Raw genomic sequence first — 26,718 nt, 5'->3', positions numbered from 1 at the left:
TTGGAGCAAACTATACGTCCTTATTCAAGGGACTGGTTTTAAAAGCCCGAAATGTTCCACTGCGAGGTGTTTACTTCATTCTTTTACAGCTTGTTGCGCTATTTTACATAACAGGGTTCTCGGTTCGATTTCCTAACTTTGTATCATTAAAAATTGAGCCGTATGGAAAGAAAAAGATTCAGCGTGTTGTTCTTCATCAAGCGTAGCAAACTGTTAAAAAACGGGGAAGCACCCGTGCGTGTGCGTGTCACTTATGACCGCCTATACGTGGAACTTCAACTAAAGCGGAGCGTAAAAGTCCCACTTTGGTCGCAGGAAAAAGAGAAATCGACAGGCAAAGACCGAAACTCCGTGGAACTTAACCATTACATTGACGCCCTGCGTGTAAAATTCTATCAGATTTACCAAGACTTGGAACTGGAGGGAAAGATTATCTCCGCACGTGCCATAGTGAACCGCTATCAGGGAAAGGACGAGACTTTCAAGACATTATACAATGTGTTCAAGGAGCATAACGACAACTGCCGGAAGCTAATCGGGACGGACTATGCCGACATCACCGTAAGACGTTACGATAACTGCCTTAAATATCTCATGGAACTGGTTAGACGTGACTACAAGGTAGATGATATGCTGTTGCGTGAGGTAAACGGAGAACTGGTGCGTAAATTCGATTTATACCTAAAGACGGAGAAACATTGCGCACAGAACACCGTTATCCGGTACATGAAATGCTTCAAGAAAGTGATAAACCTTGCCATTGCCAACGAGTGGCTGACAAAGAACCCGTTTGCCGGAATCAAGTTTCACGAGGTAGAGGTAAACAAACAGTTCCTAAGCCAAGCCGAGATTAACCGGATATGGCAGAAAGAGTTCAGGATTGAACGGCTGGAACTGGTACGGGATGTTTTTATCTTTTGCGTATATACCGGGCTGGCATTCATAGACGTGTATAATCTGCGCCCCGAACATATTTCAGAGGACAGCAACGGCAACCTGTGGATAGTGAAACCCCGCGAAAAAACAAACAACCTTTGTAACATCCCGCTTTTGAGCATTCCCAAACAGATACTTGAAAAATATAAGGATAACCCCTACTGCATGGATAAAGGAACTTTGTTGCCTGTTCCCTGCAATCAGAAGATGAACAGTTACCTGAAAGAGATTGCCGACCTGTGTGGAATCAAAAAGAACCTGACCACGCACACAGCCCGCCACAGTTTCGCATCGGTTATCGCACTGGCTAACAACGTGTCACTGCCGAACGTGGCTAAAATGCTGGGGCATTCATCCACCCGAATGACACAGCACTACGCAAAGGTATTAGACCAAACAATATTAAGGGATATGCAGATAGTGGAATCTAAAATTTCAAAGAATTAAAGATTCTATATTAGCGTATAAAGTTTGGTTTCTAAAATTTGCTCATATTAGTTTTATATTTTATTTTTGTGTAAATCAATCAAATAAAAGGGAACTATGATACCAAAAGTTTTTGTATCTTACTCACATGACAATGAAGAGCATAAAGAGTGGGTTCTACAACTTGCTATAAGATTACGTTCAAATGGAGTTGATATAATCTTAGATAGATGGAATTTAAAATTAGGTAGCGATTTGGCTGCATTTATGGAACAAGGACTTTCTAAATCACAAAGAGTAATCTGTATATGTTCAGAAAAATATGTAACAAAAGCCAATGAGGGTAAAGGTGGAGCTGGATATGAAAAACAGATAATATCAGCAGAGTACATTCAAGACCAAAATTCAAATTGGGTTATCCCACTTATTAGAAACAATGATACAACTAAAAAAGTTCCTATATTCTTAGGTGGAAGACAATATATTGATTTCAATGATTCTAATCTATATGAATCAAAATATGAAGAATTATTAAGAGATATTCTTGATGAACCAGTATTACCTATTCCTCCTATTGGAAAAAATCCATTTAAGAATATAAAAGATTTTGCAAAACAAAGATTTATACCCTCAAATGAGAAATACGTTTCTCCGGCGGTAAAAGGACTTGTAACTTTTGATTATTCAAATAACAATGGACGATATTGTATTGGTCAAAATGAATTAATGTTTGAATTATGCTTTTCTAAAGCAAGCAATAGAAGTATTCACATATACAACGATTCCGCAAGTGTATCAACAGTTGCCTTAGTTAAAGATTTATCGGATATTAACCAAATAGCTGATGCTCGCATATATGATAGTTCATCAAGAATTAGGACTCCAATTATTAACCAAATTGTCGTGTTACAAAATATAAATGGATTTTATGCTGCAATAAAAATTCTTGCATTAAAAGACGACAAGCGAGGAGATTATAACGATGAAATCACTTTTGAATATGTAATACAAACTAATGGTTCTTCTGTATTTAACATATAGCACAGAGAAATCCATTAAATAAAAATCAAAAGAGCCAGCAATCACGGTTTCTTGAAAACTGTGATTGCTGGCTTTCAACCAAACAATATAGAAAACAAGACAGCTATATTTCAATCTTTCAAGAAAGCAATAAAACAAGATTCCATGTTTTCAAGATTTCATTTCTGATAGAACTTTTCCAACAAATCCATGATGTCACTTTCCCGGTAGATGATTTTTCCCGGAAGCTGCACATATCCCAACAGTCCCGTGTCCCTGTAATCCTGTAACGTCCGTTTGCTGATGCAAAGCCGTTTGCACACTTCCTCGCCCGTCAGATAGTGTTCACCGTTCAATACAGGGCGATAGTTCATTACCACGTACTCCACGTTTTCCAGCACCCTGTCAAGGGAGGAAAACAGTACCAGCGTAGTATCGGAATCTTTCGTTATCAAATCCATACGCCTACTTTTTAGAATTGTCCCTTACTTGGCTAAGCAGAAATGTTTCCACGTCCGAAGCCTTGTAGTAAATCTTATTGTTAATCTGCGAATAAGGCAGTTTCCCCGTATCACGGTAGGTCTGCATCGTCCGGGCTGAAACGTTCAGCAGACGGCAGGTCTCGCAGTTATCCAGCCACTTGTCACGCTTCCTGCGTAAAGGCACGCAGAGCGCATCCACACGTCCCACAAAATTTTCAAACCTCTGTTTCCAAAGTTCAAAGGTTCTCTTTTCAATCGTCACTATTTCCATAACTGATACATTTATTCTTGTCAATACTCCGTTTTTCTTCACTGGTGCAAATATATAAGGCTGAATAATAGGTTGTTCCGCTCTGTCCTCAAATGACCTTGCGTGTCTGAAAATGTCCACCACTGCCCCAAGCGAACAGGAAAGAAACAATAAGAGAACAGAAATCCCGGTTTCCCCCACTTTCTAAATAAGTAAGGTAATAAACACAAAGCCGTTTTCTATTTGCCGACATTAATTTGGTGCAGAGCGAAGCAAAGCGATTCCAAACGGCTGACGCTTTGTTTTTTACCGATTTTTCTTATTTTATTTGTGGTGCTAATTCAAAAAACAAGCACCTATGAATAATCCTTTCGAAGAAATTTTCAAACGGCTGGAGAACATCGAAAAGATGATTGCCCCGGTCATGGGCGCACAGCCCGAAAAACGGCAGGACGGAAAAGAGCCTGTGTTAGTCAAAATATCCGTTGCCAGCGGCATAACCGGGTATTCGGTCAATTACCTGTACCACTTAGCCAGCAAGGGACTGATACCGTGTGTCAAGCGTGGGCGTACCCTGCGTTTCGACATGGAGGAACTAAAAAAGTGGATGCAGCAGCAGTATGTCCCGGCTTCTAACAGACTTCCCGATGAAAAAGAAAAGAAGTGATGAAACACGGCATATCGAGGGCTGGCAGTCAAAGAACGAGCGCATTGAAAGCCTGTTAAACGTCCTGTACGATTTCCGGTTCAATACCGTAAAGAGCCGGACGGAATACCGGGCTGCAAGTTCTTCGGGCTTGTACCAGCCCGTTACAAAATTCGTTCTGAACTCGTTCAGGCGCAGGCTGGACGCAACCGCTGGTATCGTCAGCTCTGCCGAGAACATCCGTACCATACTGGAAAGCGATTTCGCAAGAAAGGTACATCCCATACGGGAATACTTCAACGCCCTGCCCTTACTGAATCCAGCCGAACACGGGCATATCGGCAGGCTCCTGAACACGGTACAGGTAGCCAACCCCGGCAAATGGGAGGAATATTTCACGAAATGGCTTATCGGTGTGGTAGCCAACGCCATGAACGACACGGGGTGTCAGAACCATACCTGTCTGGTATTGACAGGGGACAAGCAGGGACAGTTCAAATCGTGGTGGCTGGACAACCTTTGCCCGACACCGCTTAAGAATTACCTGTTCACTGGAAAGATAGACCCGCAGGGCAAAGACACCCTGACACTGATAGCCGAATACCTGTTCATCAACATTGACGACCAGCTAAAGGAACTCAACAAGCAAAACGAGAACGCATTGAAGAACCTTATCACCACCCCGGCGGTGAAATACCGCAGACCGTATGACGTTTACATAGAGGAATACCCCCACCTCGCCAGCTTCATGGCTTCGGTGAACGGCAACGAGTTCCTGACCGACCCGACAGGCAGCAGGCGTTTTTTGCCGTTCGAGGTGCTGCACATAGACAAGCCCACGGCAGAAAGTATTCACATGGATAACGTCTATTCCGAAATCATGTACCTGTACCGTCAGGGCGTGCGCTACTGGTTCAATGATGCGGAGATTGGAGAACTGCACCTGAACAATGCGGAATTTGAGGTGCAGACAATCGAGTTTGAAATGCTGACGCAATATTTTGAGAAGCCAACAGAGGAAGAAGAACCCCATTTTTTTATGACAACAGCGCAAATACTGGCACGTTTACGGGATATATGCGCCATGCAGCTATCTGAAAAACGGCTGGGGGAAGCGTTGCGTAAAGCCGGGTTCAAACGGGTACAGAAACGCATCAACAAACAGAATTATTCGGTATATGGGTACAGAATAAAGCCAGTCCCGGTATCCTCTACAAATGACGATTACGGTTAGCACGGTCATTTTACGATTGGTTATTACTGCAACGCAGTAACCGCCACAGTAAGATGCATTTTTTTACTTTATAGTCTGTACATCAAACATTTAACAGTGGCGCAGTAAGCAGTAAGATAAAACCGTAAACTTTTGGAAAAGTTTGGAAAAAGAAAAAACGCAGAAAATATCAAGGTTATATTTCTATCTTCTTTTGAAGAAAGAACTTACTTATCTTACTGCATAAGGGATAATCCGCTGAAAGAAAAAGAATTATGCGCAGAAACATAGTAACTTTTCTTCTTACTGACTTCTTACTGTGCTACTGCAATTTATCAACATCAAAAAATAAAGATTATGACCTACAAGGAAGCCAACAATATCAGTATCAAAGACTACCTGAACTCTTTGGGAATCCAGCCCGTCACGGAAAAAGGAAGCTACGGCATGTATCGCAGCCCCTTACGGGAGGACAACACGCCAAGTTTTAAGGTGGATTATAACGCCAATCTATGGTGTGACTACGGAACTGGTGAGGGCGGGACGCTCATCGACCTTGTGATGAAGCAGCACCAGTGCAACGCCTACGGCGCTATCTGCCGACTGGAACAGGGCAACACCGCCTCTTTTTCCTTTCACGGGAAAGACCTGCCCGAAAGGGACACGAAAAGGCAAGCAGCCAGCCCGATAGAAATAAGAAGAATACAGCCGTTACAGAATCCGGCACTCATGCGCTATTTGCAGGAAAGGGGAATTTCTCCCGGAACGGCAGCCCCATACGTGCAGGAAATGTATTACCGCATCGGTGGCAAGCCTTATTTTGCGCTGGCGTTCAGGAATGATTCAGGAGGTTACGAACTCCGCAATCCCCGTTTCAAGGGCAGCACATCGAAAGACATTACCCATATACGGCAGCAGGGAGAGCCGAGAGATACCTGTTTCGTGTTCGAGGGCTTTTTGGATTTCCTCTCGTTCCTCACTATCCGGCAACAGAAAAGCCCGGATATGCCCTGCACCGACTGGCAGGACTACGTTATCCTGAACTCCACCGCCAACACGGATAAAGCCTTATATCCGTTGGCTGGTTACGGGCATATACATTGTATGCTTGACAATGACGAGGCAGGCAGGAAAGCGGTTGAAGCCATAAGGCAGGAATACAAATGGCGTGTCCGTGACGCATCATACCTGTACAGCGGTCACAATGACCTGAACGACTATTTGCGTAGCCTTAAAGTGAAACAATCCCAAGACTTGACAGTTACCGACAAGCCCAAGCCGGAGCAGGATAACAGACAAAATCCGGGTGAAAAAAGAAAGAGAGGGCTAAGGATGTGACCTGCAAGACTGGCGGCATGAACAGACGGCAGGCTGTGTGATTAGGGAGAGCAAGGTTATGTTTCGGTTTACCGAAACACCTTGCTTTGCCTGACAGCAAAGAAAATTTCTCCCGTTGGTCGCAATTTTTAAGATACCAGCTATAAGTAAAAACGTATGACAGAGATAAGGGACAAAACGGGAGGTCGCCCGGCAAAAAGCCGGATAGACAAGCAGAACCGGGTAGTCAGCACGAAGCTGACCGAGTTACAGTTCTACGCAATCAGGAAGCGAGCCGCCGAAGCCGGGCTGTGCGTCAGCGAGTACGTCCGGCAGGCGGTTGTTTCGGCAGAGGTAACGCCCCGGCTGAACAGGCAGGATGCGGACACTATCCGCAAGCTGGCAGGCGAAGCCAACAACATCAACCAACTGGCGCACCGGGCGAATGCCGGAGGGTTCGCACTGGTAGCAGTGGAACTGGTGAAACTCAAAAACAGGATTATTGAAATCATAAACCAGTTGTCGGATGATTGGAAAAATAAAAAAGGGAAGCGGGTTTAAGGGCTGCGTAAACTATGTACTCGGCAAGGAACAGGCGGCTTTGCTCCATGCGGAGGGAGTGTTGGCGGAAAACAACCGGGACATCATACGCAGTTTCATACTGCAAGCCGGGATGAACCCCGACCTGAAAAAGCCTGTCGGACATATTGCGCTAAGCTATTCCCCGGTGGACGCACCCAAGCTGACAGACGGGAAAATGATACAGCTTGCACAGGAGTACATGCGTGAAATGAAAATCACCGATACACAGTACATCATCGTGCGCCACCAAGACCGGGAACATCCGCACGTGCATATCGTGTTCAACCGCATAGACAACAACGGTAAGACCATTTCGGACAGGAACGACATGTACCGCAACGAGCAGGTATGCAAGAAGCTGAAAGCCAAACACGGGCTTTATTTCGCTAAAGGCAAGGAACATGTAAAGCAATGCCGTTTGAGAGAGCCGGACAAATCCAAATACGAGATTTACAATGCCGTAAAGGATGAAATCGGGAAGTCCAAGAACTGGCAGCAGTTACAAACCCGGCTGGTGGAAAAGGGTATTACTATCCAGTTCAAGTACAAAGGACAGACTGGCAAAGTGCAGGGCATATCCTTTTCCAAAGGCGAATACACGTTCAAGGGTTCGGAGATAGACCGCAGTTTCAGTTTTTCCAAACTGGATAAATGTTTCGGGGATGCAGGACTGAACACTGCCCGAAACAACCGACAGACGATTTCCACACCTGTTCAGGAGCCAGCGCAGACACCGGGCAAAGCCGACAGTCCGTTACTGGTAGGCTTGGGCGGTCTGTTCTCCGCTTCATCCTCTCCGGCTGATGAAACGCCCGACAATCCCGATGAAAGAAAAAAGAGGAAAAAGAAACGACACTTAAAATTATAGGACATGGAAGATAATTTAATTTTGGAGGGGCTTCTCTCTATGGTTACAGAACTGAAAGAACGGCAAGAGAAGCAGGTCACGCCAGCCAGCCGAGAGGAAACGATTAACCGACTGGACGTTATCGAACAGCGCATTTCGGATATGCAGGGCAAATCCGGCATCCCTGAAAATACGGTGCAGGAGATTCTAAACCAAATCGGCAATATCAGAAAAGGGCAGTCCGAGAATCAAAAACAAGACCTTGAAGATATAAAGGGGCTTATCGTGACCTCGCACCGATATTTCAAGGAGCAGTTAAAAGTGTTGTTCCCGGCTGATGATACACCGACCGGAGAAGCAACGCCCGTTTCATGGTACGGTAAACTGACATACCGGGGAACTCCCTATTTGAAACCTAAGTTCTTTCTTCTTTCAGCAGGGTTTATTATCTGTATCACTTCGCTAATCCTGAATGTTCGTTTCACGGAACGGATGCAGCGGTTACAAGACAATGATATAAAATACCGCTATATCCTGATGAAAGGAAAGTCAGACGGTAGCAGCCTTGATTTGCTGGAAACAAAGTTCAGCCGGGAGCGGGATAACGCTTTCATCCGACGCCTGACCGATTCGGTGAAAGGCTTCGAATACCGTAGCAGGAAACAGGCGGAAGCGTTGGAACGGGCAAGGCTGTTAAACGAGCAAGCCAAGCAGCTAAAGGAGCAAGCCGACAAGTTGGGCAAGCCATAAACCAAAGCAAAGCCGGAGCAGAACCGCCCCGGCTTTTTAATTCACTTCTTTTTCTTCGTGCAGTGTTCTTTCTCGAACTGGCGCAAGGTGGTAACACTAAACCGTTCCTTGATGAACTCCCGGACATCGGAAGCCTTGTAGTACACCTTTCCGCTGATTGTGAAGTATGGCAGCGCACCGATAGCCCGGTAACGTTGCAGGGTCTTGATACTCACTTTGAATAGCAGGCACAAGTCTTGATTATCCAGCAGGTTGTCATCTTCGGGCAGTACCCTGTCGGCATTGCGCAGTACCCGTACATCCTTGCAGAGTTCTTCCAGTTTGGTGTACAGCTTCTGCATCCATGCGCTGAAATCGTCATTGTCTATATACATGATTGCTTCATTTTTCTGATTATACATTATTGTTTGTCAATCGATTGATGAAGCAAAGTTCAGAAAACAAGCGCAAAGAAATTACGGGGGAACTAATGGAATCCCCTATAAATAAATCATAAGTCACTGATTATCTATACCCTTTCTTGTCATGTTCCTTTTTGATAAGGTCTGCCAGTCCATTAAGAAATCCGGTCAGTTTGCCCGGCTTTCGTTTTATCACGTCCTCATGTTTTTGGTAACAGTCGCCTATCTTGATGTTGAACAGCCATTCAAACCCTTTGGATAAGTCCACCAAATAGGCGGGCTTACCGTTCTGATATACGATGTCTTTTGAGAGGAACAAACCGCTTACCATTTCCATGATGTTGATAAGGGTTGTTTTGTCTGCGAGAAAAAGAGGGGAAAGAGATTGCTTATTAACACGTTGCTGTAGTTGTTCCGGGTACTTGATACGCCACTCTATAAGACGTATTTCGGTGTTTAAAAGTCCTATTGCTTCATCAATTAGATGCAAATAGGGCATTTTTTTCTTGCTTAAACCGTACACGGTACGATTTAAGACGGTGTAAACCAAAAGAAAAATAGCGGAGCAAAACGCTGTAATCCTGTTCATTGATACTAAAATTGGCTACATGTGTAGCCAATTCGTTAAGTGCTTCCACTAATTCATGTTTGGAAACATTGCGTTGTGAGCATTCCAACAATAGCTGAAAAAATCTCTGTTGTAATACATTATCCATATATTAAAAACATATTCATACATATTTGTTTTCTATCTGATTTTTAATGCCAATACCACCATAAGTAAAACCACCCCCAAATCCCATAAGTAATAAAATATCATTTTTCTGTATCTTTCCACTCATAATACCATTATACCATGCCAAAGGTATAGAAGCGGCAGAGGTGTTCCCATATTCTCTAACACTGTCTAAACATTTATCCATAGGTATTTTTAATTCATGAAACACTGCTTCTAACAATCTATAGTTTGCACTGTGAGGCAAGAAAAACGACACTTCATCTAAGGCGATACAATTTTTTCTTGCTAAAGATTTTAACCCATACGATAATGTTTGTATTGCCCATTTATATACAACTCTTCCATTTTGATGTAGCTTATTATTAGCAATGACCTCTTCATCATTAATTAAGTTTTTTTGATTTGTTAGGTAAAGGTCTTTTCCAAATTCTCCATTTGTTTCTGTTATTGTTTCTAATAAACAATTTTCTTCTGATTGTTCAACAATAACTACTCCTGCTGCATCTCCAAATAATATGCAGGTATTTCTATCTGTAAAATCTGTTACTTTGGACAATGTATCAGCTCCAAAAACTAAAATTTTCTTATGAGTTCCTGCGGCAATCAATCCCTTTGCTAATATTAAACCATTACAAAATCCAGCGCAGGCAGATGATATATCTATTGCTCCTGCATGTGGAATTTTTAAACGTGTTTGAACTTGGCTTGCGACACTTGGAACAATTTGGTCTGGAGTTGTAGTAGCAACTATTATAAAATCAACATCGCTTAAATTTTTATTGTAAACAGATGAAAGATTTAATGCAGCTTTTATACACATATCACTTGTATATTCATCCGTAGCTGCAAAAAAACGACTCTCTATGCCTGTCCTTTCTTTAATCCATTTATCAGAAGTTTCTAATCTTTTCTCAAAAAACGAATTATACACTTTTTGTTTTGGATGATAAATCCCAATCGAATTAATTATTGCATTCATATTTATACTTATTAGTAAGTAAGTTATTAGGGCAAAAAAAATTAAATGCTTAATAATCCTGCCTGAATTGACTTATATACATCATTTCTAAGAACTTTATTCATTTGCAAAGAAGATAGTAAGGCTGAATGAACCATATATGCTTTAATTTGTGGCTGTTCATTAAATGAAAAAACTTTGGTTTGCAAACCAACTTCCAATAAGTCTGTAAGCCATTTAAGAATAAGATTCACCAATTCTCGTAATTTTTTCTGCATATTTTCAGGTAATGTATCAAAAGAGGGCGAAAGTGCTCCAACCACACAAACCCAATGATTTTCAACAAAACTATCGTGCATGTGAACGTAATTATAGAATTGTTTTCTATAATCCAGCTTTTTCCAACTATCCACCAATTCTTTAAAAGCATAAATGTTACGTTGAATGATTTCCACACCTAAATCAGATTTAGAAGGAAAATAATAATGAATTGCCGCATTCTTTATACCCAATGCTTTGGATATATCAGCATAGCTAAAAGCATTATATCCGATAGAGCGGATTAATTCACTTCCCAAACGAATTATTTCATTTCTTGTATCATTCATGCCGCAAAGATAATTGATTTTACTTAGTAGTAAGTATATTCATGCGAAAAAATGTGCTATATTTGTGAAAAAGTTATTTGGAACAATGGAAATATAAGGCAAATTAGAGAATTTCGCTCATTTCTATATCGTTACCCTTTATTCTTATGAATTCTCTAAATATTTGTTATTCAGTAAATAATGTTTTTATTTTCGTTTCCATAGAAGGTAATGTAGCATTTGAAAATATACTAAAGGCTAAAAAAACTTCTTGGAGATATTGATAATTCCAAATAAATGCCTACCTTTGCACGCAGAAATCGAACCTGAAACACAAAATTGTGTTGAACGGTGCAAAGTTGTGAAAACCTTATTCAAGGGACTAACATCGTAATAAAGATATAACTTATTGAAAAATAGTGCTATACAAACCGATTTTCGGTTGCTGGTGGCACCACTTTTAAAAGACTTCAAATTTGGTAAATCCCTGAAAATTAAACATTTCAGGGATTTTCTTTTTCCCCTAATCCGCATATTTTGGGCAGAATTACGCACTTTCGCTGTGCTAAATCGTGGACAATTTTAGTCTCGAAAAAAGTGTCCACGAATTGTACCATAAGTCGTTGATTGTCTTATCGTTTAATTCCTGCTATTCTGCACGATTCAGTAACTTTAAACATTAATTTTTTGAAGTATGAAACGACAGACTTTCAACGTGCTGTTCTTCATCCGCAAAACAAGAACAGTAAAGTCAGGTGAGACACCTATCATGTTGCGGATAACAATTCAAGGGCAATTAGCTGAAATGCAGCTAAAAAGAACCGTTAAGCCTGAACTTTGGTCGCAAGCTAAGGAACGGTGTACAGGCAAAGACGCTAAATCAGTAGAGATAAACCGTTATCTAGAATCAGTTAAACTGCGCCTGTACGATATTCATCGAACTTTGGAAGATGAAAATAAACTTATCAATCCGATGGAGATTAAAAGACGCTTTCTCGGACTGGATGAAAAGCATCTAATGTTCTTTGAAGTTTTTCAGGAACATAATGACAAATGTCGTGAGTTGATTGGCAAGGATTATGCAAAAGTAACTATCTCCCGGTTTGATACTTGCCTACGGTATTTCAAAGAGATGGCTTTGAAAAAGTATCACCTAAAGGATATTCCCATGAAAGAAATAAGCCATGCCATCATTCAGGACTATATTCATTTCCTGAAAACAAGGAAGGACTTGCAGGAGAATACAGTAATCCGTTATATGAAGGTAGTGAAGAAAATCACAAACATGGCATTAGCGAATGATTGGATGGAGAAAGACCCGTTTATCAATATCCGTTTCCACGAGCAGGAAGTACACAAAGAGTTTCTAACCAAAGAAGAATTAGAAACTATGCAAAACAAAGTTTTTGATATTCCTCGTTTAGATTTAGTACGTGATATTTTTCTATTCCAATGCTTCACGGGGTTAGCTTTCATAGATGTATCAGAATTAAAAGCAGAACATCTCGTATCTGATAATCAGGGAAATTTATGGATTAGGAAAGCAAGACAGAAAACTAAAGTCATGTGCAACATCCCTCTTTTGGATATACCTTTAGCCATATTGGAGAAATACGATGGGCATCCACTGGCGAAAAAGAAAGGAACATTGTTACCTGTTCCATGCAACCAAAAGCTAAACAATTACTTGAAAGAAATTGCTGATTTATGCAGTATCAAGAAGAATCTAACCACGCATACCGGACGACATACATTTTCGACCGTTGTCGCTTTAGCTAACAATGTATCATTGGAAAATGTAGCCAAAATGCTCGGTCATACCAATACAAAAATGACGCAGCGATACGCAAAAGTATTAGACCAAAGTATTCTCCGAGATATGCAGAATGTACGGGAGAGCTTCTCTACTAAAACCACCTAAAGATAAAAACGGCTACCCAATCCATTTGGACGGTAGCCGATTTTCTATATTCATCCTATTAAAAACTAAAGAGAATAATCTTCTATATTATAGGCAGAACGAAACCTATCTTCCAAAACCTTTCTAATATCCGATTCACAGAACAGCACTTTGCCCGGAAGTTGAATAAAAGGGAAAATGCCATCATCTCGATAATACTGCAAAGTTCTACGGCTGATTTTGAGGATAGAACAAAGTTCTTCACTTGTCAGATACCGTTCACCCTCAAACATGGGCTTATTATTCTTCAATGCATATTCTATATAAGGTAAAACCCTATCTAACGATTGCAATAATTCTTGGCTATCCTCATCCGTGTATAAATCCATAAGCAATTATTCTTTAGTGGTTACTTTTATTCTACCTGAATCCAATAGTTTTTGTACTTCGGCAACCTTATAATATACCTTCTTGCCAACAGTCGAAAAAGAAAGTTTGCCACTCTCACGTAAAGACTGTAATGTTCGTAAAGGAATATTTAAGGAAGCTGCCAATGTTCTACCCTCTATCCATTCTTTCTCAATACGCATATCAGAGGGAGATAAAGAAGTATTATCTGCCCATGATACAATCTGTTCCAACTTCTTTCTAAAAGAATCGAAGGAAACTCTTTCTATTGCTACTATATCCATATATAAATTACTTTTCAAAATTCATTTTCTCAATCCTTTTCTTTTAAAGTAAGTTTTCCAGAACTCAATATGAAGCATTGACAAAGGTAAGTTCCGTATTTAGCCTGTTCAAGTCCGAGCCTTCGGTTTAGATAAAAATCTTCCTCTCATTACATTCGAGCGTATTTTTATCTAAAGACTTGCACAGACTAAATACTTCACTGAAAAAGTCAATGATTCAAATTAAATTCCGAAAAACAATGTTTCCGAGGGTGGCAGGTTATTCCTTCCAGCTTTCAAAGTAATGCTTTTGGAGCAGTTTATCAATATCACTTTGTCGGTAGATGATTTTACCTTTTATCTGAATGAAGGGGATTAATCCCGTATCTCTCCATTCTTGCAGAGTTCGTAAACTGACATTTAGCTTTTTAGAAATCTCATGATTGGAAAGAAAACGTTCTCCGTTCAAATGGGGCTTATAGTGCTTGATAATTGATTCAATACCGTTCAACATTGAATCGAGCGAAGAAATGAACTCTTTAACTTGCGGTGTATCTTTATCTATTAATTCCATGATTGAAAGATTGTTTTATTGAAATATTGATTTCAAGATTGCTAAGTGGCTAATCAGTAAAATGACTAGCTGGTTGATTGATTAGTTACGCAGATAATCGCCTAACGATGAAAGGTTAAGCACATCTTTCACCGGATCATAATCTATGTAAATCCGTTTAGGAGCAGGAGCGATAAAATACAAGCTACCTTCTTTATGTATTTCATATGTGGCGGGTGAAGCCTGTTTGGTGGCTTCCGATACATATATAATAGAGAGAAGATAATCTTTGTCGTTCCGGTAGATGATAACCGTAGGATTCAGATTAATGCTTTCCCATGTGCCAACAATGGAGAACAGGTTGAAGGACGGATAATCTTCTTTAGTTCTTTTCATAAGGCATGATTTGTTTGGGTGATTGATTCTTTATTTCACAGTTTGAAATAATCTTTCCAATATCAGCAGATTTATAATAAATCTTGCTCCCTATTTGAGAATAAGCCAGCCGTCCGCTACTTCGGTAATATTGCAGCGTTCGTTTGCTAAAGCCTAACAACAAGCATACTTCCTGACTATCCAGCCAGTTTTCTACTTTTTGGGTATGAGTGCTGCATAAACTTTCTATCCGTTTGGCAAACTCTGTGAACCGCTCGCAGACATACGAGAATGTTCTTTTTTCGATGGTTACTACTTCCATACTTTTAATTTTAAATGGTTTATAAAACGTGTTGATTCTATTTCACCAGCAAATGAAAGAAGAATCAAGAGCCGTTTTCTAAACTGTCCAAGGATGGCATAGTAAGTTCAGCATTGGCTTGATAGCAAAAAACTTTCTACCACTGCAAATTTACCAAGCATATTATTTGCATGTTTCCGATAAGTAACATACATTTGTTCCCGAATAGTAACAATGCGTAAAATGAAAGGAAAAAGCATAACAGGAGAAAGAGATCGGGAAGCTACCGAAAAGCGGTTGCTAGATACTATCGGTAAAATGATTGCCGAAGATGGCTTCGAGAAAATCGGCATTAACGCTATAGCTACCCAATCAGGTGTTTCAAAGATATTGATATACCGTTATTTCGGTTCGGTAGAGGGACTTATGGCTGCTTACATACGGCAACATGATTTTTGGATCAATTTCCCTCTTGAATATCCCAGCCGTGAAAAACTACCTGCATTCGTGAAAAGTATGTTTCAAGGACAGATTGAGCAATTAAGGAATAATCCTACTTTGAAAAGGCTTTATCGCTGGGAATTATCTTGTAATAATGATATGATTGTAAAGCTAAGAGAGCAACGGGAAAAAGTAGGAATAGACCTTGTAAAGAAAGTAAGCGAACTAACAGGACATCCCCAAAAGGAAATTGCAGCAATAGCCTCTATGCTGACAGCATCAATTACTTATTTGGTAATGCTGGAAGATTTTTGTCCGGTTTACAATGGCATTCCTCTGAATGAGAATTCAGGATGGGAACAGATAAACGAAGGAATTGAAGTTTTAATAAATAAGGTATTTCAAGATGAAAACTGATTTCATACAAATAGCCAGTTATGCTTCCAAAGCTCCTTCGGGACATAACACACAGCCTTGGAAGTTTCATATTACGGACAGTACTATTACGGTTCTCCCCAACTTAGATGTAGCGTTACCTGTCGTTGATAGAAACAATCGTGAGTTATTTATTAGCTTAGGCTGTGCTGTTGAAAACTTATGCATCGCTGCCAGCTATTTTGGTTACACTACCCATATAATAGAATGCAGTATAGAAGCGATTATTCTTGAATTAACGAAAAATGATCTCACAATTGAAGATTCCCTATTCCATCAAATTGAGAAACGACAGACAAACCGCAATATCTATAATGGCAATAAAATATCAGATGGAATTCTGCAACAACTTCAATCCATTCCAAAAGAAAATGGTATTCAATTCTACTTTACTGAAATAAATACGCCATTTGCAAATACAATAACCCAATACATAATGAAAGGGAATGAAATTCAAATGGCTGATATTGCTTTCAAGAATGAATTGCTTTCGTGGATGAGGTTTAATAAAAAACAAGTTGAGGCTACACATAACGGGCTAAGTTATTTGGTTTTCGGAAATCCACCACTTCCTAGAATATTAGCACGTCCCATAGTTAGCTTATTCTTAAAACCTAATGCACAAAACAAATCGGATAGAAAGAAAATAGATTCTTCCTCGCATTTTGTTGTATGCACCACACAACGAGATACAATCGAAGAGTGGATTAACTTGGGGCGAACACTCCAACGCTTTCTGTTAAAAGTAACTGAGATCGGGATTGCTTATGCTTTTTTGAATCAGCCGTGCGAAGTTGCGGCATTAGCTTTTGACTTACGAGAGAAATTACCTGTCAATAAGGAACACCCAACATTAATAATGAGAATTGGTTATGCAAAGCAAATCCCTTATTCTCCCCGTAAAAAGATTGAAACATTACTAGTCTAATATTTTTTTGCTTGCCATGTTCCCGGTTAGTAACAATAATAAAATAACAATTTAATAAAACTAATATGAATAAAATGGGATTGACATTGATTTATTTATGGCTTGTCAGCCTTTGTTCCTGCCAACAGGAATTGATTGAGTATGAGAAAGGAGATGTAAAGGTATGTATCGAACAGGGTGAACAATGGCTGCATGACTTTCCTTTGTTCTTAGGTATCAACAAAAAGAACCCACCTCAAATTGCTGTCTGGTTGGAAGATACACAAGGAAATTATCTTTCAACGGTCTATGTAACTCATAAGATCGCCACTCAATCTTGGCAAGCATCGGGAGGAAACCGACGAAAAGAAGCACTACCTCATTGGTGTTATTCATGTGGAATAAAATACGATGATGGACTTTATTTGCCCACAAAGAAAGAACCATTAACAGATGGCATATCAGGAGCAACCCCACGTGAAAGTTTTGATATTAAATTAAGTCCGACAACAGTACTTAAGAAATTCGTGGTAAAAATAGAAATCAATCACTCTACCGATTTCAATGAAGCCTTCCCTAAATCAGCCAAAGAAGGAGAAGCCAACTATTCTGGAGGTAAAGAAGGAAGTGGACAACCAGCGATTGTATATACTGCCAATGTCGATTTATTATCAGGAGAAAAATCATTTGAAGCAAATTTGACCGGGCATAGTAGTCCAGATGGAAGTTCGGGAGAAATTAATAAAGATACATCCGGGCTTACAACAGCTTTACACATTGTAAAACGCATAACTGTAACGATCCAATGAAAAAGATTATTCTACTAATTATAGCAAGCTGTACTATTGCAATGGCGACAGCACAAAATAAAGAACACTTCACTTTTGCAACAAGTGTAGGAACAGGGATTGACATGAGCGAGCCAGCAGCTACCCCTTTTTCATTACAGGTTCTGGGGTATTATGCCATCAACAAACGGTTCTCTGTCGGTGTCGGGACAGGATTATCCATTTATGAGAAAGTTTTGATCCCGTTATTTGCCGATGCAAAATTTTTAATCATAAAACCTAGAAAGTTCACTCCTTATATAGAATGTGGCGTTGGATATAGTTTTGTACCGAATAAAAATGCTAATGGAGGTTTTTATCTGAATCCGTCTGCAGGGGTAGAATATTCTATTTGTAAAAGTAAGAAGTTATTCTTGGCTTTAGGATATGAATCCCAGAAACTTGAACGACTGAAAACGCAAAAGCAATCATTGTTTACAGCCGAGTTTGCAGAGAAGCTAAGCCATAATGCTATTTCAATAAAGATTGGATTCATGTTTTAAAGATATACAGAAATCATTCAGCAACATGTAACAGACTTTAGTCTGATTATTAATACTCATTAATTATTAAACACTTCATGCTTATGAATGATTTATCAAAAACGAGGATTATCATCTTATTGACTGATTCCTCACAAAAAGTAACTGACACAGAAATGCAAGACGCTTATGACGAATTTATCAGGTGCATAGCAACAATTGGCAATTCAAAAGATAACTCCAACATCTTTCGGATGCTGAATCTCACTCGTATTGAGATAGCACCCTTAAAAGAGCTATATCAGTGCGAGCAGGGGGAAAAATGCGCTTAAAAATTCTTATCTGCATAAAGTGCTAGCTATTATCAATGTAGAATTAGAACTATTAAGTCTAAAAATTAAGCATCCTGAATCATTTGTTTCACCTATCTCACCAACATCCGAATCAGATCTATACGTAATCCCTAAGTCAAAGGACTTGGGGATTATTGGTATTGCTGAAATAGTAATAGGGTTATCTTTTTTAGGCGAAGTAGTCGGAAAAGACGGAAAGCCCGTCCCATTAGTTCGTTTAGCTCACGGTTTTGAAGTCCTTTTCAATTTAAAATTTGGAAGTATATACGATAAACTGGATGCTATTTTTATGCGTAAACCATTCAATCTGACCAAAACATTAGATGCTTTAAAGAATGCAATTAACAAAGAAGCCCGTAAACGAACTAATAAACATTAAGCAAAATGGTTTTATAATTTTCTCATTTACAACTATTTGAATTCTATTTTCAGGGGAGTAGGTAACTACTCCTCTTTTTCTGATTCCCCATTCTGCCGATTTTTGCATCATCAATCGATTGACATTCATAATGTATCACCAAAAAATGAAGCAAAATGTATATAGACAACGAAAACTTTGAGAAATGGATGGAGAAGCTATCCAAGAAACTCACTGAAATAGGGAAAGACTTAAAATCCCTAATCAATACCGATAAAGTATTAGATGATAATGAAAAGATACTCGATAATCAGGATTTAGCCTTTCTTCTGAAAGTATCTTTCCGAACTCTTCAACGTTATAGGGTAAGCGGGCTACTACCTTTCTTTACCATTGGAAAGAAAACTTATTATCGTGCTAGTGATATCCGGTCTTTCGTTCGTGAACGTGCCGATTCTCAAACCTACAAACAGTTTGAAAAAGCTAATCAATTGGAGAATCAGCCGTGAAAGCAAAAGGTAGCAAATTTAGGAATGAAGTATTACTGCTCCTTCCTTGTACTATCACCCCAATTTAGCAGAAACAGCTACGCCTTCCGGCTTCGCTCGTTTCGCTAATTTGAGCAAGAGGGAACTGGACAAGTTCTGTTCTTCCCTCTTGCCCTGCGGTGCAAAGCCTTCGGCTTTAGCGTGTTACAAGAACACGCTGTAATGACACCTGTAATAAGCATTTTCTTTGTAATGCTTATTATCAGGAATTTATCTATTCATATTTCTATAAAAAAGTAATTACCATGCCAAATAGCAGTCGAAAAACGATATTCACTACCATTTCCATAGACAAGGAAACGGCAGCTTTGGTAGAGAAGATATGCAAACGCTATTCACTGAAAAAGAGTGAAGTTGTAAAGTTGGCGTTCGGGTATATAGACAAGGCGCATATCAACCCATCCGAAGCACCTGAATCCGTAAAATCAGAACTGGCGAAAATAAATAAGAGACAGGATGATATTATCCGTTTCATTCGTCACTATGAGGAAGAGCAACTGAATCCGATGATACGAGCTACAAATTCTATCGCTTTACGTTTCGATGCTATCGGCAGAACTTTAGAAACCCTTATTCTCTCTCAACTGGAAGCCAGCCAAGAGAGACAAACAGCCGTGCTAAAAAAGTTAAGCGAAGAGTTCGGCAATCATGCCGATGTGATAAACAACCAGTCTAAACAGATTAATGCACTTTATCAGATACACCAACGGGATTATAAAAAGTTGCTTCACCTGATACAACTCTATTCGGAGTTATCCGCTTGTGGTGTGATGGATAGCAAAAGAAAAGAGAACCTGAAAGTTGAAATCAGCAATCTGATAAATACATAGGATTATGCACATAGACTTTGCCCCACCATCTAATGGCATATATAATAATGCTGGTAGTAGCCGACAACTAGCAAATTATATGGAACATGAGGATTTCGAACGAATGGAAAAAGGCATCTATACCGAAGGCTTCTTCAATCTGACAGATGATAACATCTATAAATCAATGGTTATAAAAGATATAGATAGTAATATCGGGCAACTCCTAAAAACGGATGCTAAGTTTTATGCTATTCATGTCAGTCCATCGGAAAAAGAACTCCGAGCGATGGGTAATACGGAACAGGAACAAGCCGAAGCAATGAAGCGATATATCCGTGAAGTGTTTATTTCTGAATATGCCAAGAGCTTCAACAAAGAACTATCCACTTCGGATATAAAGTTTTACGGTAAGATTCATTTTGATCGTAGTCGTTCAGATAATGAACTGAATATGCACTGCCATCTGATTGTGAGTCGGAAAGATCAGTCCAATAAAAAGAAGTTATCACCACTTACCAATCACAAAAACACCAAGAACGGAGTGATAAAAGGTGGTTTTGACCGAGTGAACCTATTTCAACAGGCAGAACAAGGATTTGATAAATTGTTTAATTACAATCGACGACAAACTGAAACATTTCATTATCATAAAACGATAAAGAACGGTTCTATATCAGAACAGCTTAAATTACAGGAACAAAATATTACTGGCGAAAAGAAAAAAGAAACATTCCAATCTCGTGAAAAAGAAAACATGATTTCTTGTATTCTTGATAGCAAACAAGAAAACAAGCGCTCTAATAATCAGCAAAATAATAGTAGTGGTGATTTTCTATTGCCTATCTTCTCATTGGGAGATAGTAATAGTGCAGCATTGACAGAGGAATCGCAAGCACAGAAACGCAAGAAAAAAGGGATAAAAAGATGATTAGAAACAATATAGATTAAGAAGATACATCTTGAACATAAGAAGGTAACCTGAAAGACAAAATAGCAAGAGCCATCCCAAACTTTAAAATGTATGCTCTATTTCTAATAATAGCCCTAAACCCAATAAACCTCTACCTAAAAATTCTTATCTTTGTGGAATGGAATCAATAAGTGTAAAACATCAAACCTCTGCAGAATATATAAAAGGGAGAATTATTGACTTTTTTATTCAAGAATCCGATGATATTCTCATCGGCAACGAAGTTATGTATGGGATAAAAAGAAAAGTCGTTGATTTGCTAATAATAAAAAAAGAAAAATTAATTGCTATTGAAATCAAAGGAGATAACGATGATTTAAGAAGGTTACAAGAGCAGATTAGTGAATGTCGGAAAATATTTGATTATATAATCATTTGTACAACAAGTGTTCATCTTAGCAAACTTGTGGGTTCTATTCCAAGCGATATAGGAATTTTCATTATTGACAATAATCGCATAAAGAAAATAAAAGCACCCAAAAAGCTAGTAGAACAAAATAAAATGGATATGCTATATACAATGAACGCCCGATATTTAAAACAATCATTACATATTAAATCCAAATTCAACTCAGATGAAGTTAGAAAATATGCATCACAAATAAGCATAACTAAGACACACCAACTTCTAAGAGAGTATTTCTCGTTTAAAATAAAAGAAAAATATCTACTATTCTTATCCGATAGAGGCGTAGAAACCCATATTGATGATATACCTTTATTGTCTTCCAATATTGAGATTCAATAAGAATATATTCTTTTAATCTGTTGTTCAATATAGATATTCATACGTACAGATATCCAAAAAGAAGGAGATGATGAAGGAGCTCCCCCCTTTGCACATGATCTAATTTGCTCAACTCCCCAGTTATCCTCAATAGCCTTAGGAAATCTAGAATCTCTTACTGTTTGTTGAGCTACTTGAATATAAGTAGAAGCATAAGCGGAAACACCTTTGGGACGACGTTGCTTATAATAAAAAATACTTCTTTCTAACGGAGTATCAATTCTAGGTATCCACCCTCTAGCCATTGTGATAGTATCATTTCTGACCGGATTAATAGAAGCATAATCTCCGTAAATAATGTTAGAACACTGCTCAGATATTAAATTATATATATCTATTTCCGAAATACTGAATGTGTCACTATCAACATCACCTAAGTCTCGAACATTATTTGGAAATGAAGTCGAACAAACTATATAATTTATTCTATCATCCAAGATAGAATGTAGGTTTTTGATTCTCGCAATACACTTCAAAGCAACATTTCTGTATGAAGCTTGCGGTGTATATCCACAATCTAATAGAACATAGAAATTAATATCAACCAATTCCTGTTTTATTAATTCAAAATCATCATAACAATTTTCATCTGAAATATCATTGCGATATAAAATAGAATCAAAATACATTTTTAGATTTTGTACTTGGAGAAGGAGATTCGCTTCAAAATCATCATCATTCAAATTTAAAATGAGAGTTGGAATAATTTCTTCAAAAATATTCTCACTTTTAATTTGAAGTAGAAAATTAATCCAGTTCTGATATCCATTTGTAGGATCATATAAATAACTAATTTCGTCTGAAGACAATGAATCATCAGATGTTAAATCTAAACATACAGTCTGCCCTTGAAATACTTTTTTCAATTTCAATAGACGTTTATCAAAAGGATACGTCTCTATTTCATTTTTTGTTATTTTTCGACCTCTAGTTATCTCTATTACTGGAAGTATACATTGCAAGAGATTCCTACTTGTGTTTTCAAGAGCCCTAATCTCCGCCTCACCTGTCTTAACTATCACCGTATATTTTCTATCCATTATCTTTCATTTTATATCCTAATGATAATACTCTATATTTCATTGCAGCAGATGATACCCCAAACTGCTCAGCTAACACACCTATGTTTTTTATACGTTCTTCTTCTATTAGATTCCTAACAGTATTTTCAGGCATCAATAATCTTGCTGCAAATTCATTCGCATGATATTCAATCGAATCCATCTCATCACTTCTAAAGAAGGTTGTATCAACGAATTCAACACTTTTTTCTTTATGTAGAATGTAATGTCCCAATTCATGAGCAAGGGTAAACCTTTGTCTCTTGTTGTTGTGATTTTTATTAATACAAACAATCCATTTACCATCTATGTTGCTTAAAGAGCCTGATTGGTTTGCGTCCATAGATTCGTATACTACTTGAATATCTTCAAAAGAATTGACTACATCTTCAATATTTAAAGACTTACCTGTATATAATCCTTTTTCTTGTGCAGATTTTAATATATCATCAACTCCTACGAGTAAATCAGGTTCCTGATACTTTGTAGGGCTATTATTTTTTTTTCGGCTTCCTTTTACTCCCATAATATTTAGCTTTATTCTATTTCTTCTTTGGATGATTCTTTTTCTGAAATCCCATCTAAAGACTCAAATAAAAAAGTTATATCTTCTTCTACTTTACTTAACTTCTTTTCAATATTTTCTTTATCAGTTCGAGTAATAAGATCATCTTCGATGCGACCATAAATAGCACTGATAACGCTTTCTTTAAAAGAAATAGAATCTCTTAATAATTCACTTAAGGACTCACGGATATCTTTTTTAAGATTATCCTTTATTTTACTTTCCTTATTATCAAGTTCTTCTCTAATTTCTTCAATTTCTTTATTTGAGGTTATTTTAATACTAAAAATACTACCTATTGTAAATAAAACAAACAATCCAATAAGAAAAGCAACTAAAGTACTATAGTAACTAGAAATGTGGGAAGTATATTCACCTGGTGTTAACAAAATTCCTTTATTTTCCAAGTCTTTCAATATTTCAATACGAGAACATATTACACTATCTTGCCTAATTGAATCATCATTAGTCAATACTTTTTCAGGATTCACTACATATATAGACTTATAATTAAACGGCTCAAAAAAGACGCATGCCGCAACAAGAAACAAGGCAACAGTTAATCCACCTATAAATCCAGACAATGTATTATTCTTCATGTGTATCAAATTCAGATTGCAACTAATACAAAGGTATAGAAATTTTTAGATATTCGCAATGTGATTCTTTGTTTTTCAGGAAAAAAGATGTTGTGTATAAGAAAAAACTGGATACAAACTCATATTATTCCGTAGAAAATTAAATTCATTTTTTTAATATGATTTTTTTCATTATCTTTGTCCTTAGTATTCTCCATGAGCAAACTACCGCAAAAGCACGTAGCAAATTAGTGGGTTAAATCATGGGATATGCTTGAAGCAAAAATATAAAGTTTTAAATATCAGCATGGTAACTCCTAATGGAGAATCTCAGGCGATATTGAAGCAAAGAGATATTTGAAAAAAGAATCGTTCTTATAACAAGCAAAACGATAAAACATAATCGTGTGCTAAATCATGTGGATTTCCAAATGGAAGAAACTATAAAACGGTGATAATCAACAGAGAGAAGATAATAGTTCTCTTTCTGGTGGCACCACTTTTAAAAGACTTCAAATTTGGTAAATCCCCTGAAAACTAAACATTTCAGAGATTTTCTTTTTCCCCTAATCCGCAATTTTGAGCAGAATTACGCACTTCCGTAGTGCTAAATCGTGGACAATTTTAGTCTCGAAAAAAGTGTCCACGAATTGTACCGTAAGTCGTTGATTATCTTATCGTTTAATTCTTGCTATTCTGCACGATTCAGTAACTTTAAACATTAATTTTTCTATGAAGAAACGACAGACTTTCAACGTGCTGTTCTTCATCCGCAAAACAAGAACGGATCATACCGAAATCCTGAGGGATTAAAATATAATCATCTCCCAAAGTATCCATTGCATCTTCCTATAAGCCCCCTGATAGTATTTAAGTATTTATTATAATCCCCGATAGTGTAAAAATAATTCCAGATAAATTTGTTTTGTATAAAATAAAAGCGTTCCTTCGTGCTGTCACTCATTTTCAGAGAGATTATAGGTATAGAGTGAACAAAAACAAAGGAGCCTTGACTGTGCAATGGGTATAGCTTGACAACTTTCAGGTCAAGCTTTTTTATAACAGTATATAACGACAAGAAATATAATAACCCAAACCTTAACTATTAGAAAGAGTGTGTTGCCTCTATATTAGAGGGACACGCTTTTTTATTGTAGTTATGTTGCAGTTCTTTTATTTAGCCCGGTTATGTACGTATAAGGAGATACCTATATTCATAGAGAATTAATTATGCATACATATTGGTGAGTCTGAATAAGAAAAAAGCAATATCCCTCACGCCTCTCAGCTGTGCTCTAAAAGCTTTGATTTTAGCATTGAAGGACTCACTCGCGGCATTGGTGGAGCGTCTTTTAAAAAAGCCAACAATATTCAAGTAGTGTGTTTGTATGGTTCTGGCAACAGTGCCAAAAGACAGGAAACCGGATTTGTCCACCTGATCATACCAATGTGCCAAACGCGTCAAGGCAATATCTGCCGATTGTGCCTGATGATATATCAACCCTAACCTCATGCTTAAGTAATAGGCCTTCTTGATATCGGGATATTCCCGGAAAAGGATTTTAGCTCTTTTTCTTTGGCTCTCCGACCACAGTTCAGTTTTTTTGAACAAAAGATAGCGGCTTCTGGCCAACAGCTGTTTTCGACTGTCCCCATTCTCAAATGTTTCAGTAACAAAAGGCTGTCCTGATGCTTTAGCGTATGTGATCTCGACCATTTCTTTATCCAAGGCTTCCCATCGTGCCTTTATCCGCATTTCCTGAACGGCTTCAAAAGCTAACTTTTGAACATGAAAACGGTCGATAACCAGCTTGGCAGCCGGGAAACAGAGACGGGCTATCCGGGCCATATTGGGTGCCATGTCCAATGTTATTTCCCGAACTTGAAACCGCCTGCGACGGGAAAGTTTGAGTATAACTTGGGATACCTTTTCTACGGATGTCCCTTTGATCATGGCGATGATTGTGCCTTTTCTTCCTTTGGCCTCTTTGTTAATCAGGATTGTATACAGTTCTCCCGACGACAGTGCCGTTTCGTCCAGCCCGACGTAGGGTCCAATGTTTTTCTCGAAGAGCATCCATTCTTCGGCATGGGCACGTTGCTCCCAATTTCTGAAATGACTCAGATGATTCTTATATTGGGACTCCAACAGTTTGGCTTCCATTCCGTAATGATCCGCCAAAAGACTAATGCTAAGAGCGCGCGAGTCGATCCAATGCTTTTAAAAAAGACGCAAATTCAGTCGTTATTTGCGTTCCTTCTGCCACTAATTTCCAATTGCGGCTTACATATTTGCCAGTACTGTGATTGAACCATCTTCGTTTTTTGATAAACAACAGGCAGCTACGCCCACGCATCGGATAATCCTGCATCCTGACTTGTTCATAAAAGCCCTTGCTCTCCAAGTTATCGGTTGCATATTCTTTAGGATGTATATTCTTCTCTTCAAAGTATATTTCTACCCTATCCGACTTTTCTTTGAAATCAGATAATTCAAAATAATCAAACATTCCCTCTCTGGAAAGATAAAACGAAGAAATTGATCGTAACTCATCCCTTTTATTTTTTTATTATAACAAAGTTACTACAAAAAAGTGAAATGCGGAAAGATATAGTGATAGAATTGAGTTACAAGGGTTT

At 38.4% G+C, this 26,718-nt stretch carries 36 protein-coding genes; 19 read left to right on the top strand and 17 right to left on the bottom strand.

What is annotated here, in order from left to right:
- The first annotated feature begins 162 nt into the window (after positions 1 to 162).
- Together NQ564_RS12545 and NQ564_RS12540 are read left to right on the top strand one after the other, a co-directional pair.
- Positions 163 to 1,383, top strand: coding sequence for a site-specific integrase (locus tag NQ564_RS12545; protein WP_008149802.1), 1,221 nt, complete (start codon positions 163 to 165; stop codon positions 1,381 to 1,383).
- 96 nt (positions 1,384 to 1,479) lie between these two features.
- On the top strand, positions 1,480 to 2,403 hold the full coding sequence (locus NQ564_RS12540; RefSeq protein WP_008149800.1) for a toll/interleukin-1 receptor domain-containing protein: 924 nt from the start codon (positions 1,480 to 1,482) through the stop codon (positions 2,401 to 2,403).
- Between the two features lie 158 nt (positions 2,404 to 2,561).
- Here the strand turns inward: NQ564_RS12540 and NQ564_RS12535 are convergent, their stop codons facing one another.
- Positions 2,562 to 2,843 carry a helix-turn-helix domain-containing protein gene (locus NQ564_RS12535; RefSeq protein ID WP_008149799.1) on the bottom strand — a complete coding sequence of 94 codons (282 nt, stop codon included), beginning with the start codon at positions 2,841 to 2,843 and terminating at the stop codon, positions 2,562 to 2,564.
- Positions 2,844 to 2,847: 4 nt separating this feature from the next.
- On the bottom strand, positions 2,848 to 3,135 hold the full coding sequence (locus NQ564_RS12530; protein ID WP_025866775.1) for a helix-turn-helix domain-containing protein: 288 nt from the start codon (positions 3,133 to 3,135) through the stop codon (positions 2,848 to 2,850).
- A gap of 337 nt (positions 3,136 to 3,472) precedes the next feature.
- Here NQ564_RS12530 and NQ564_RS12525 point away from each other — a divergent pair, with 337 nt between their 5' ends.
- The 6 genes from NQ564_RS12525 (at position 3,473) to NQ564_RS12500 (ending at position 8,469) form a co-directional block, all read left to right on the top strand.
- Positions 3,473 to 3,781 (top strand): helix-turn-helix domain-containing protein, encoded by a 309-nt coding sequence (locus NQ564_RS12525; protein ID WP_008149795.1) that lies wholly within the window; start codon positions 3,473 to 3,475, stop codon positions 3,779 to 3,781.
- Positions 3,762 to 4,994 carry a VapE domain-containing protein gene (locus NQ564_RS12520; RefSeq protein WP_008149793.1) on the top strand — a complete coding sequence of 411 codons (1,233 nt, stop codon included), beginning with the start codon at positions 3,762 to 3,764 and terminating at the stop codon, positions 4,992 to 4,994. Before NQ564_RS12525 ends, NQ564_RS12520 begins: the two co-directional genes overlap by 20 nt.
- Before the next feature lie 336 nt (positions 4,995 to 5,330).
- Positions 5,331 to 6,311, top strand: a complete 981-nt coding sequence (locus NQ564_RS12515; protein ID WP_008149789.1) for a toprim domain-containing protein — start codon at positions 5,331 to 5,333, stop codon at positions 6,309 to 6,311.
- A gap of 156 nt (positions 6,312 to 6,467) precedes the next feature.
- Positions 6,468 to 6,851 carry a MobC family plasmid mobilization relaxosome protein gene (locus NQ564_RS12510; protein WP_008149787.1) on the top strand — a complete coding sequence of 128 codons (384 nt, stop codon included), beginning with the start codon at positions 6,468 to 6,470 and terminating at the stop codon, positions 6,849 to 6,851.
- Entirely contained in the window at positions 6,817 to 7,740 is a 924-nt protein-coding gene (locus NQ564_RS12505) for a relaxase/mobilization nuclease domain-containing protein (protein WP_008149784.1), read from the top strand. The genes NQ564_RS12510 and NQ564_RS12505 overlap by 35 nt, the downstream gene beginning before the upstream one ends.
- A 3-nt stretch (positions 7,741 to 7,743) precedes the next feature.
- Positions 7,744 to 8,469 (top strand): hypothetical protein, encoded by a 726-nt coding sequence (locus NQ564_RS12500; RefSeq protein ID WP_008149782.1) that lies wholly within the window; start codon positions 7,744 to 7,746, stop codon positions 8,467 to 8,469.
- 41 nt (positions 8,470 to 8,510) lie between these two features.
- Here the strand turns inward: NQ564_RS12500 and NQ564_RS12495 are convergent, their stop codons facing one another.
- The 5 genes from NQ564_RS12495 to NQ564_RS12475 all read right to left on the bottom strand — a co-directional run bounded on the left by NQ564_RS12495 (position 8,511) and on the right by NQ564_RS12475 (position 11,175).
- Positions 8,511 to 8,843, bottom strand: coding sequence for a helix-turn-helix domain-containing protein (locus NQ564_RS12495; RefSeq protein ID WP_039848213.1), 333 nt, complete (start codon positions 8,841 to 8,843; stop codon positions 8,511 to 8,513).
- A 130-nt stretch (positions 8,844 to 8,973) separates the two neighbouring features.
- On the bottom strand, positions 8,974 to 9,393 hold the full coding sequence (locus NQ564_RS12490; protein WP_039848212.1) for an RteC domain-containing protein: 420 nt from the start codon (positions 9,391 to 9,393) through the stop codon (positions 8,974 to 8,976).
- Positions 9,347 to 9,586: a hypothetical protein gene (locus NQ564_RS12485; protein WP_081450216.1), complete on the bottom strand. Its 240-nt coding sequence runs from the start codon at positions 9,584 to 9,586 to the stop codon at positions 9,347 to 9,349. Before NQ564_RS12485 ends, NQ564_RS12490 begins: the two co-directional genes overlap by 47 nt.
- Before the next feature lie 15 nt (positions 9,587 to 9,601).
- Entirely contained in the window at positions 9,602 to 10,588 is a 987-nt protein-coding gene (locus tag NQ564_RS12480) for a beta-ketoacyl-ACP synthase 3 (RefSeq protein WP_008149776.1), read from the bottom strand.
- 41 nt (positions 10,589 to 10,629) lie between these two features.
- Entirely contained in the window at positions 10,630 to 11,175 is a 546-nt protein-coding gene (locus tag NQ564_RS12475) for a TetR/AcrR family transcriptional regulator (protein ID WP_008149775.1), read from the bottom strand.
- Positions 11,176 to 11,848: 673 nt separating this feature from the next.
- On the opposite strand from NQ564_RS12475, the gene NQ564_RS12470 reads away from it, so the two are divergent.
- Positions 11,849 to 13,075 (top strand): site-specific integrase, encoded by a 1,227-nt coding sequence (locus NQ564_RS12470; RefSeq protein ID WP_008149773.1) that lies wholly within the window; start codon positions 11,849 to 11,851, stop codon positions 13,073 to 13,075.
- A 65-nt stretch (positions 13,076 to 13,140) separates the two neighbouring features.
- On the opposite strand, the gene NQ564_RS12465 is transcribed toward NQ564_RS12470, so the two are convergent.
- From NQ564_RS12465 to NQ564_RS12445, 5 genes are all read right to left on the bottom strand, one after another.
- Positions 13,141 to 13,443: a helix-turn-helix domain-containing protein gene (locus tag NQ564_RS12465; RefSeq protein ID WP_008149771.1), complete on the bottom strand. Its 303-nt coding sequence runs from the start codon at positions 13,441 to 13,443 to the stop codon at positions 13,141 to 13,143.
- A gap of 6 nt (positions 13,444 to 13,449) precedes the next feature.
- Entirely contained in the window at positions 13,450 to 13,746 is a 297-nt protein-coding gene (locus NQ564_RS12460; protein WP_008149769.1) for a helix-turn-helix domain-containing protein, read from the bottom strand.
- A gap of 259 nt (positions 13,747 to 14,005) precedes the next feature.
- The gene (locus NQ564_RS12455) at positions 14,006 to 14,299 is read right to left on the bottom strand and encodes a helix-turn-helix domain-containing protein (RefSeq protein WP_129650150.1); all 294 of its coding nucleotides are present in this window, start codon (positions 14,297 to 14,299) and stop codon (positions 14,006 to 14,008) included.
- 81 nt (positions 14,300 to 14,380) lie between these two features.
- Positions 14,381 to 14,674 (bottom strand): DUF3876 domain-containing protein, encoded by a 294-nt coding sequence (locus NQ564_RS12450; RefSeq protein ID WP_008149765.1) that lies wholly within the window; start codon positions 14,672 to 14,674, stop codon positions 14,381 to 14,383.
- Positions 14,661 to 14,975 carry a helix-turn-helix domain-containing protein gene (locus NQ564_RS12445; RefSeq protein WP_008149763.1) on the bottom strand — a complete coding sequence of 105 codons (315 nt, stop codon included), beginning with the start codon at positions 14,973 to 14,975 and terminating at the stop codon, positions 14,661 to 14,663. The genes NQ564_RS12450 and NQ564_RS12445 overlap by 14 nt, the downstream gene beginning before the upstream one ends.
- A 222-nt stretch (positions 14,976 to 15,197) precedes the next feature.
- On the opposite strand from NQ564_RS12445, the gene NQ564_RS12440 reads away from it, so the two are divergent.
- From NQ564_RS12440 to NQ564_RS12395, 10 genes are all read left to right on the top strand, one after another.
- Positions 15,198 to 15,812 (top strand): TetR/AcrR family transcriptional regulator, encoded by a 615-nt coding sequence (locus tag NQ564_RS12440; protein ID WP_008657154.1) that lies wholly within the window; start codon positions 15,198 to 15,200, stop codon positions 15,810 to 15,812.
- Complete coding sequence (locus NQ564_RS12435) at positions 15,802 to 16,758, top strand: Acg family FMN-binding oxidoreductase (RefSeq protein WP_008149760.1); 957 nt, start codon at positions 15,802 to 15,804, stop codon at positions 16,756 to 16,758. Before NQ564_RS12440 ends, NQ564_RS12435 begins: the two co-directional genes overlap by 11 nt.
- Before the next feature lie 65 nt (positions 16,759 to 16,823).
- Positions 16,824 to 17,546, top strand: coding sequence for a hypothetical protein (locus tag NQ564_RS12430; protein WP_008149758.1), 723 nt, complete (start codon positions 16,824 to 16,826; stop codon positions 17,544 to 17,546).
- Positions 17,543 to 18,067: a hypothetical protein gene (locus tag NQ564_RS12425; RefSeq protein WP_008149757.1), complete on the top strand. Its 525-nt coding sequence runs from the start codon at positions 17,543 to 17,545 to the stop codon at positions 18,065 to 18,067. The genes NQ564_RS12430 and NQ564_RS12425 overlap by 4 nt, the downstream gene beginning before the upstream one ends.
- 83 nt (positions 18,068 to 18,150) lie before the next feature.
- Positions 18,151 to 18,378: a hypothetical protein gene (locus NQ564_RS12420; protein WP_005814760.1), complete on the top strand. Its 228-nt coding sequence runs from the start codon at positions 18,151 to 18,153 to the stop codon at positions 18,376 to 18,378.
- Positions 18,379 to 18,397: 19 nt separating this feature from the next.
- Positions 18,398 to 18,778: a hypothetical protein gene (locus tag NQ564_RS12415; protein WP_008149752.1), complete on the top strand. Its 381-nt coding sequence runs from the start codon at positions 18,398 to 18,400 to the stop codon at positions 18,776 to 18,778.
- Positions 18,779 to 18,933: 155 nt separating this feature from the next.
- Positions 18,934 to 19,266 (top strand): helix-turn-helix domain-containing protein, encoded by a 333-nt coding sequence (locus tag NQ564_RS12410; RefSeq protein ID WP_008149749.1) that lies wholly within the window; start codon positions 18,934 to 18,936, stop codon positions 19,264 to 19,266.
- A gap of 284 nt (positions 19,267 to 19,550) precedes the next feature.
- The gene (locus NQ564_RS12405; RefSeq protein ID WP_008149747.1) at positions 19,551 to 20,135 is read left to right on the top strand and encodes a BfmA/BtgA family mobilization protein; all 585 of its coding nucleotides are present in this window, start codon (positions 19,551 to 19,553) and stop codon (positions 20,133 to 20,135) included.
- 4 nt (positions 20,136 to 20,139) lie between these two features.
- On the top strand, positions 20,140 to 21,045 hold the full coding sequence (locus NQ564_RS12400; protein WP_008149746.1) for a DUF5712 family protein: 906 nt from the start codon (positions 20,140 to 20,142) through the stop codon (positions 21,043 to 21,045).
- A gap of 160 nt (positions 21,046 to 21,205) precedes the next feature.
- Positions 21,206 to 21,835, top strand: a complete 630-nt coding sequence (locus NQ564_RS12395; protein WP_008149744.1) for a sce7726 family protein — start codon at positions 21,206 to 21,208, stop codon at positions 21,833 to 21,835.
- Here the strand turns inward: NQ564_RS12395 and NQ564_RS12390 are convergent.
- From NQ564_RS12390 to NQ564_RS12370, 5 genes are all read right to left on the bottom strand, one after another.
- Positions 21,829 to 22,914: a beta family protein gene (locus tag NQ564_RS12390; RefSeq protein WP_129650148.1), complete on the bottom strand. Its 1,086-nt coding sequence runs from the start codon at positions 22,912 to 22,914 to the stop codon at positions 21,829 to 21,831. The genes NQ564_RS12395 and NQ564_RS12390 overlap by 7 nt on opposite strands.
- On the bottom strand, positions 22,907 to 23,461 hold the full coding sequence (locus tag NQ564_RS12385; protein ID WP_008149739.1) for an ImmA/IrrE family metallo-endopeptidase: 555 nt from the start codon (positions 23,459 to 23,461) through the stop codon (positions 22,907 to 22,909). Before NQ564_RS12385 ends, NQ564_RS12390 begins: the two co-directional genes overlap by 8 nt.
- 11 nt (positions 23,462 to 23,472) lie before the next feature.
- Positions 23,473 to 24,099 carry a hypothetical protein gene (locus NQ564_RS12380; RefSeq protein ID WP_008149737.1) on the bottom strand — a complete coding sequence of 209 codons (627 nt, stop codon included), beginning with the start codon at positions 24,097 to 24,099 and terminating at the stop codon, positions 23,473 to 23,475.
- A gap of 1,207 nt (positions 24,100 to 25,306) precedes the next feature.
- Complete coding sequence (locus NQ564_RS12375) at positions 25,307 to 26,242, bottom strand: ISAon1 family transposase (RefSeq protein ID WP_129650146.1); 936 nt, start codon at positions 26,240 to 26,242, stop codon at positions 25,307 to 25,309.
- A gap of 28 nt (positions 26,243 to 26,270) precedes the next feature.
- Positions 26,271 to 26,588, bottom strand: coding sequence for an ISAon1 family transposase N-terminal region protein (locus NQ564_RS12370; protein WP_087375724.1), 318 nt, complete (start codon positions 26,586 to 26,588; stop codon positions 26,271 to 26,273).
- Positions 26,589 to 26,718 lie beyond the last annotated feature (130 nt).

It is taken from the genome of Parabacteroides johnsonii DSM 18315 (assembly GCF_025151045.1).
Taxonomy (GTDB): Bacteria; Bacteroidota; Bacteroidia; order Bacteroidales; family Tannerellaceae; genus Parabacteroides; species Parabacteroides johnsonii.
Note: the sequence above shows the minus strand (reverse complement) of the source record. Positions and strands in the feature narration are given on the sequence as shown.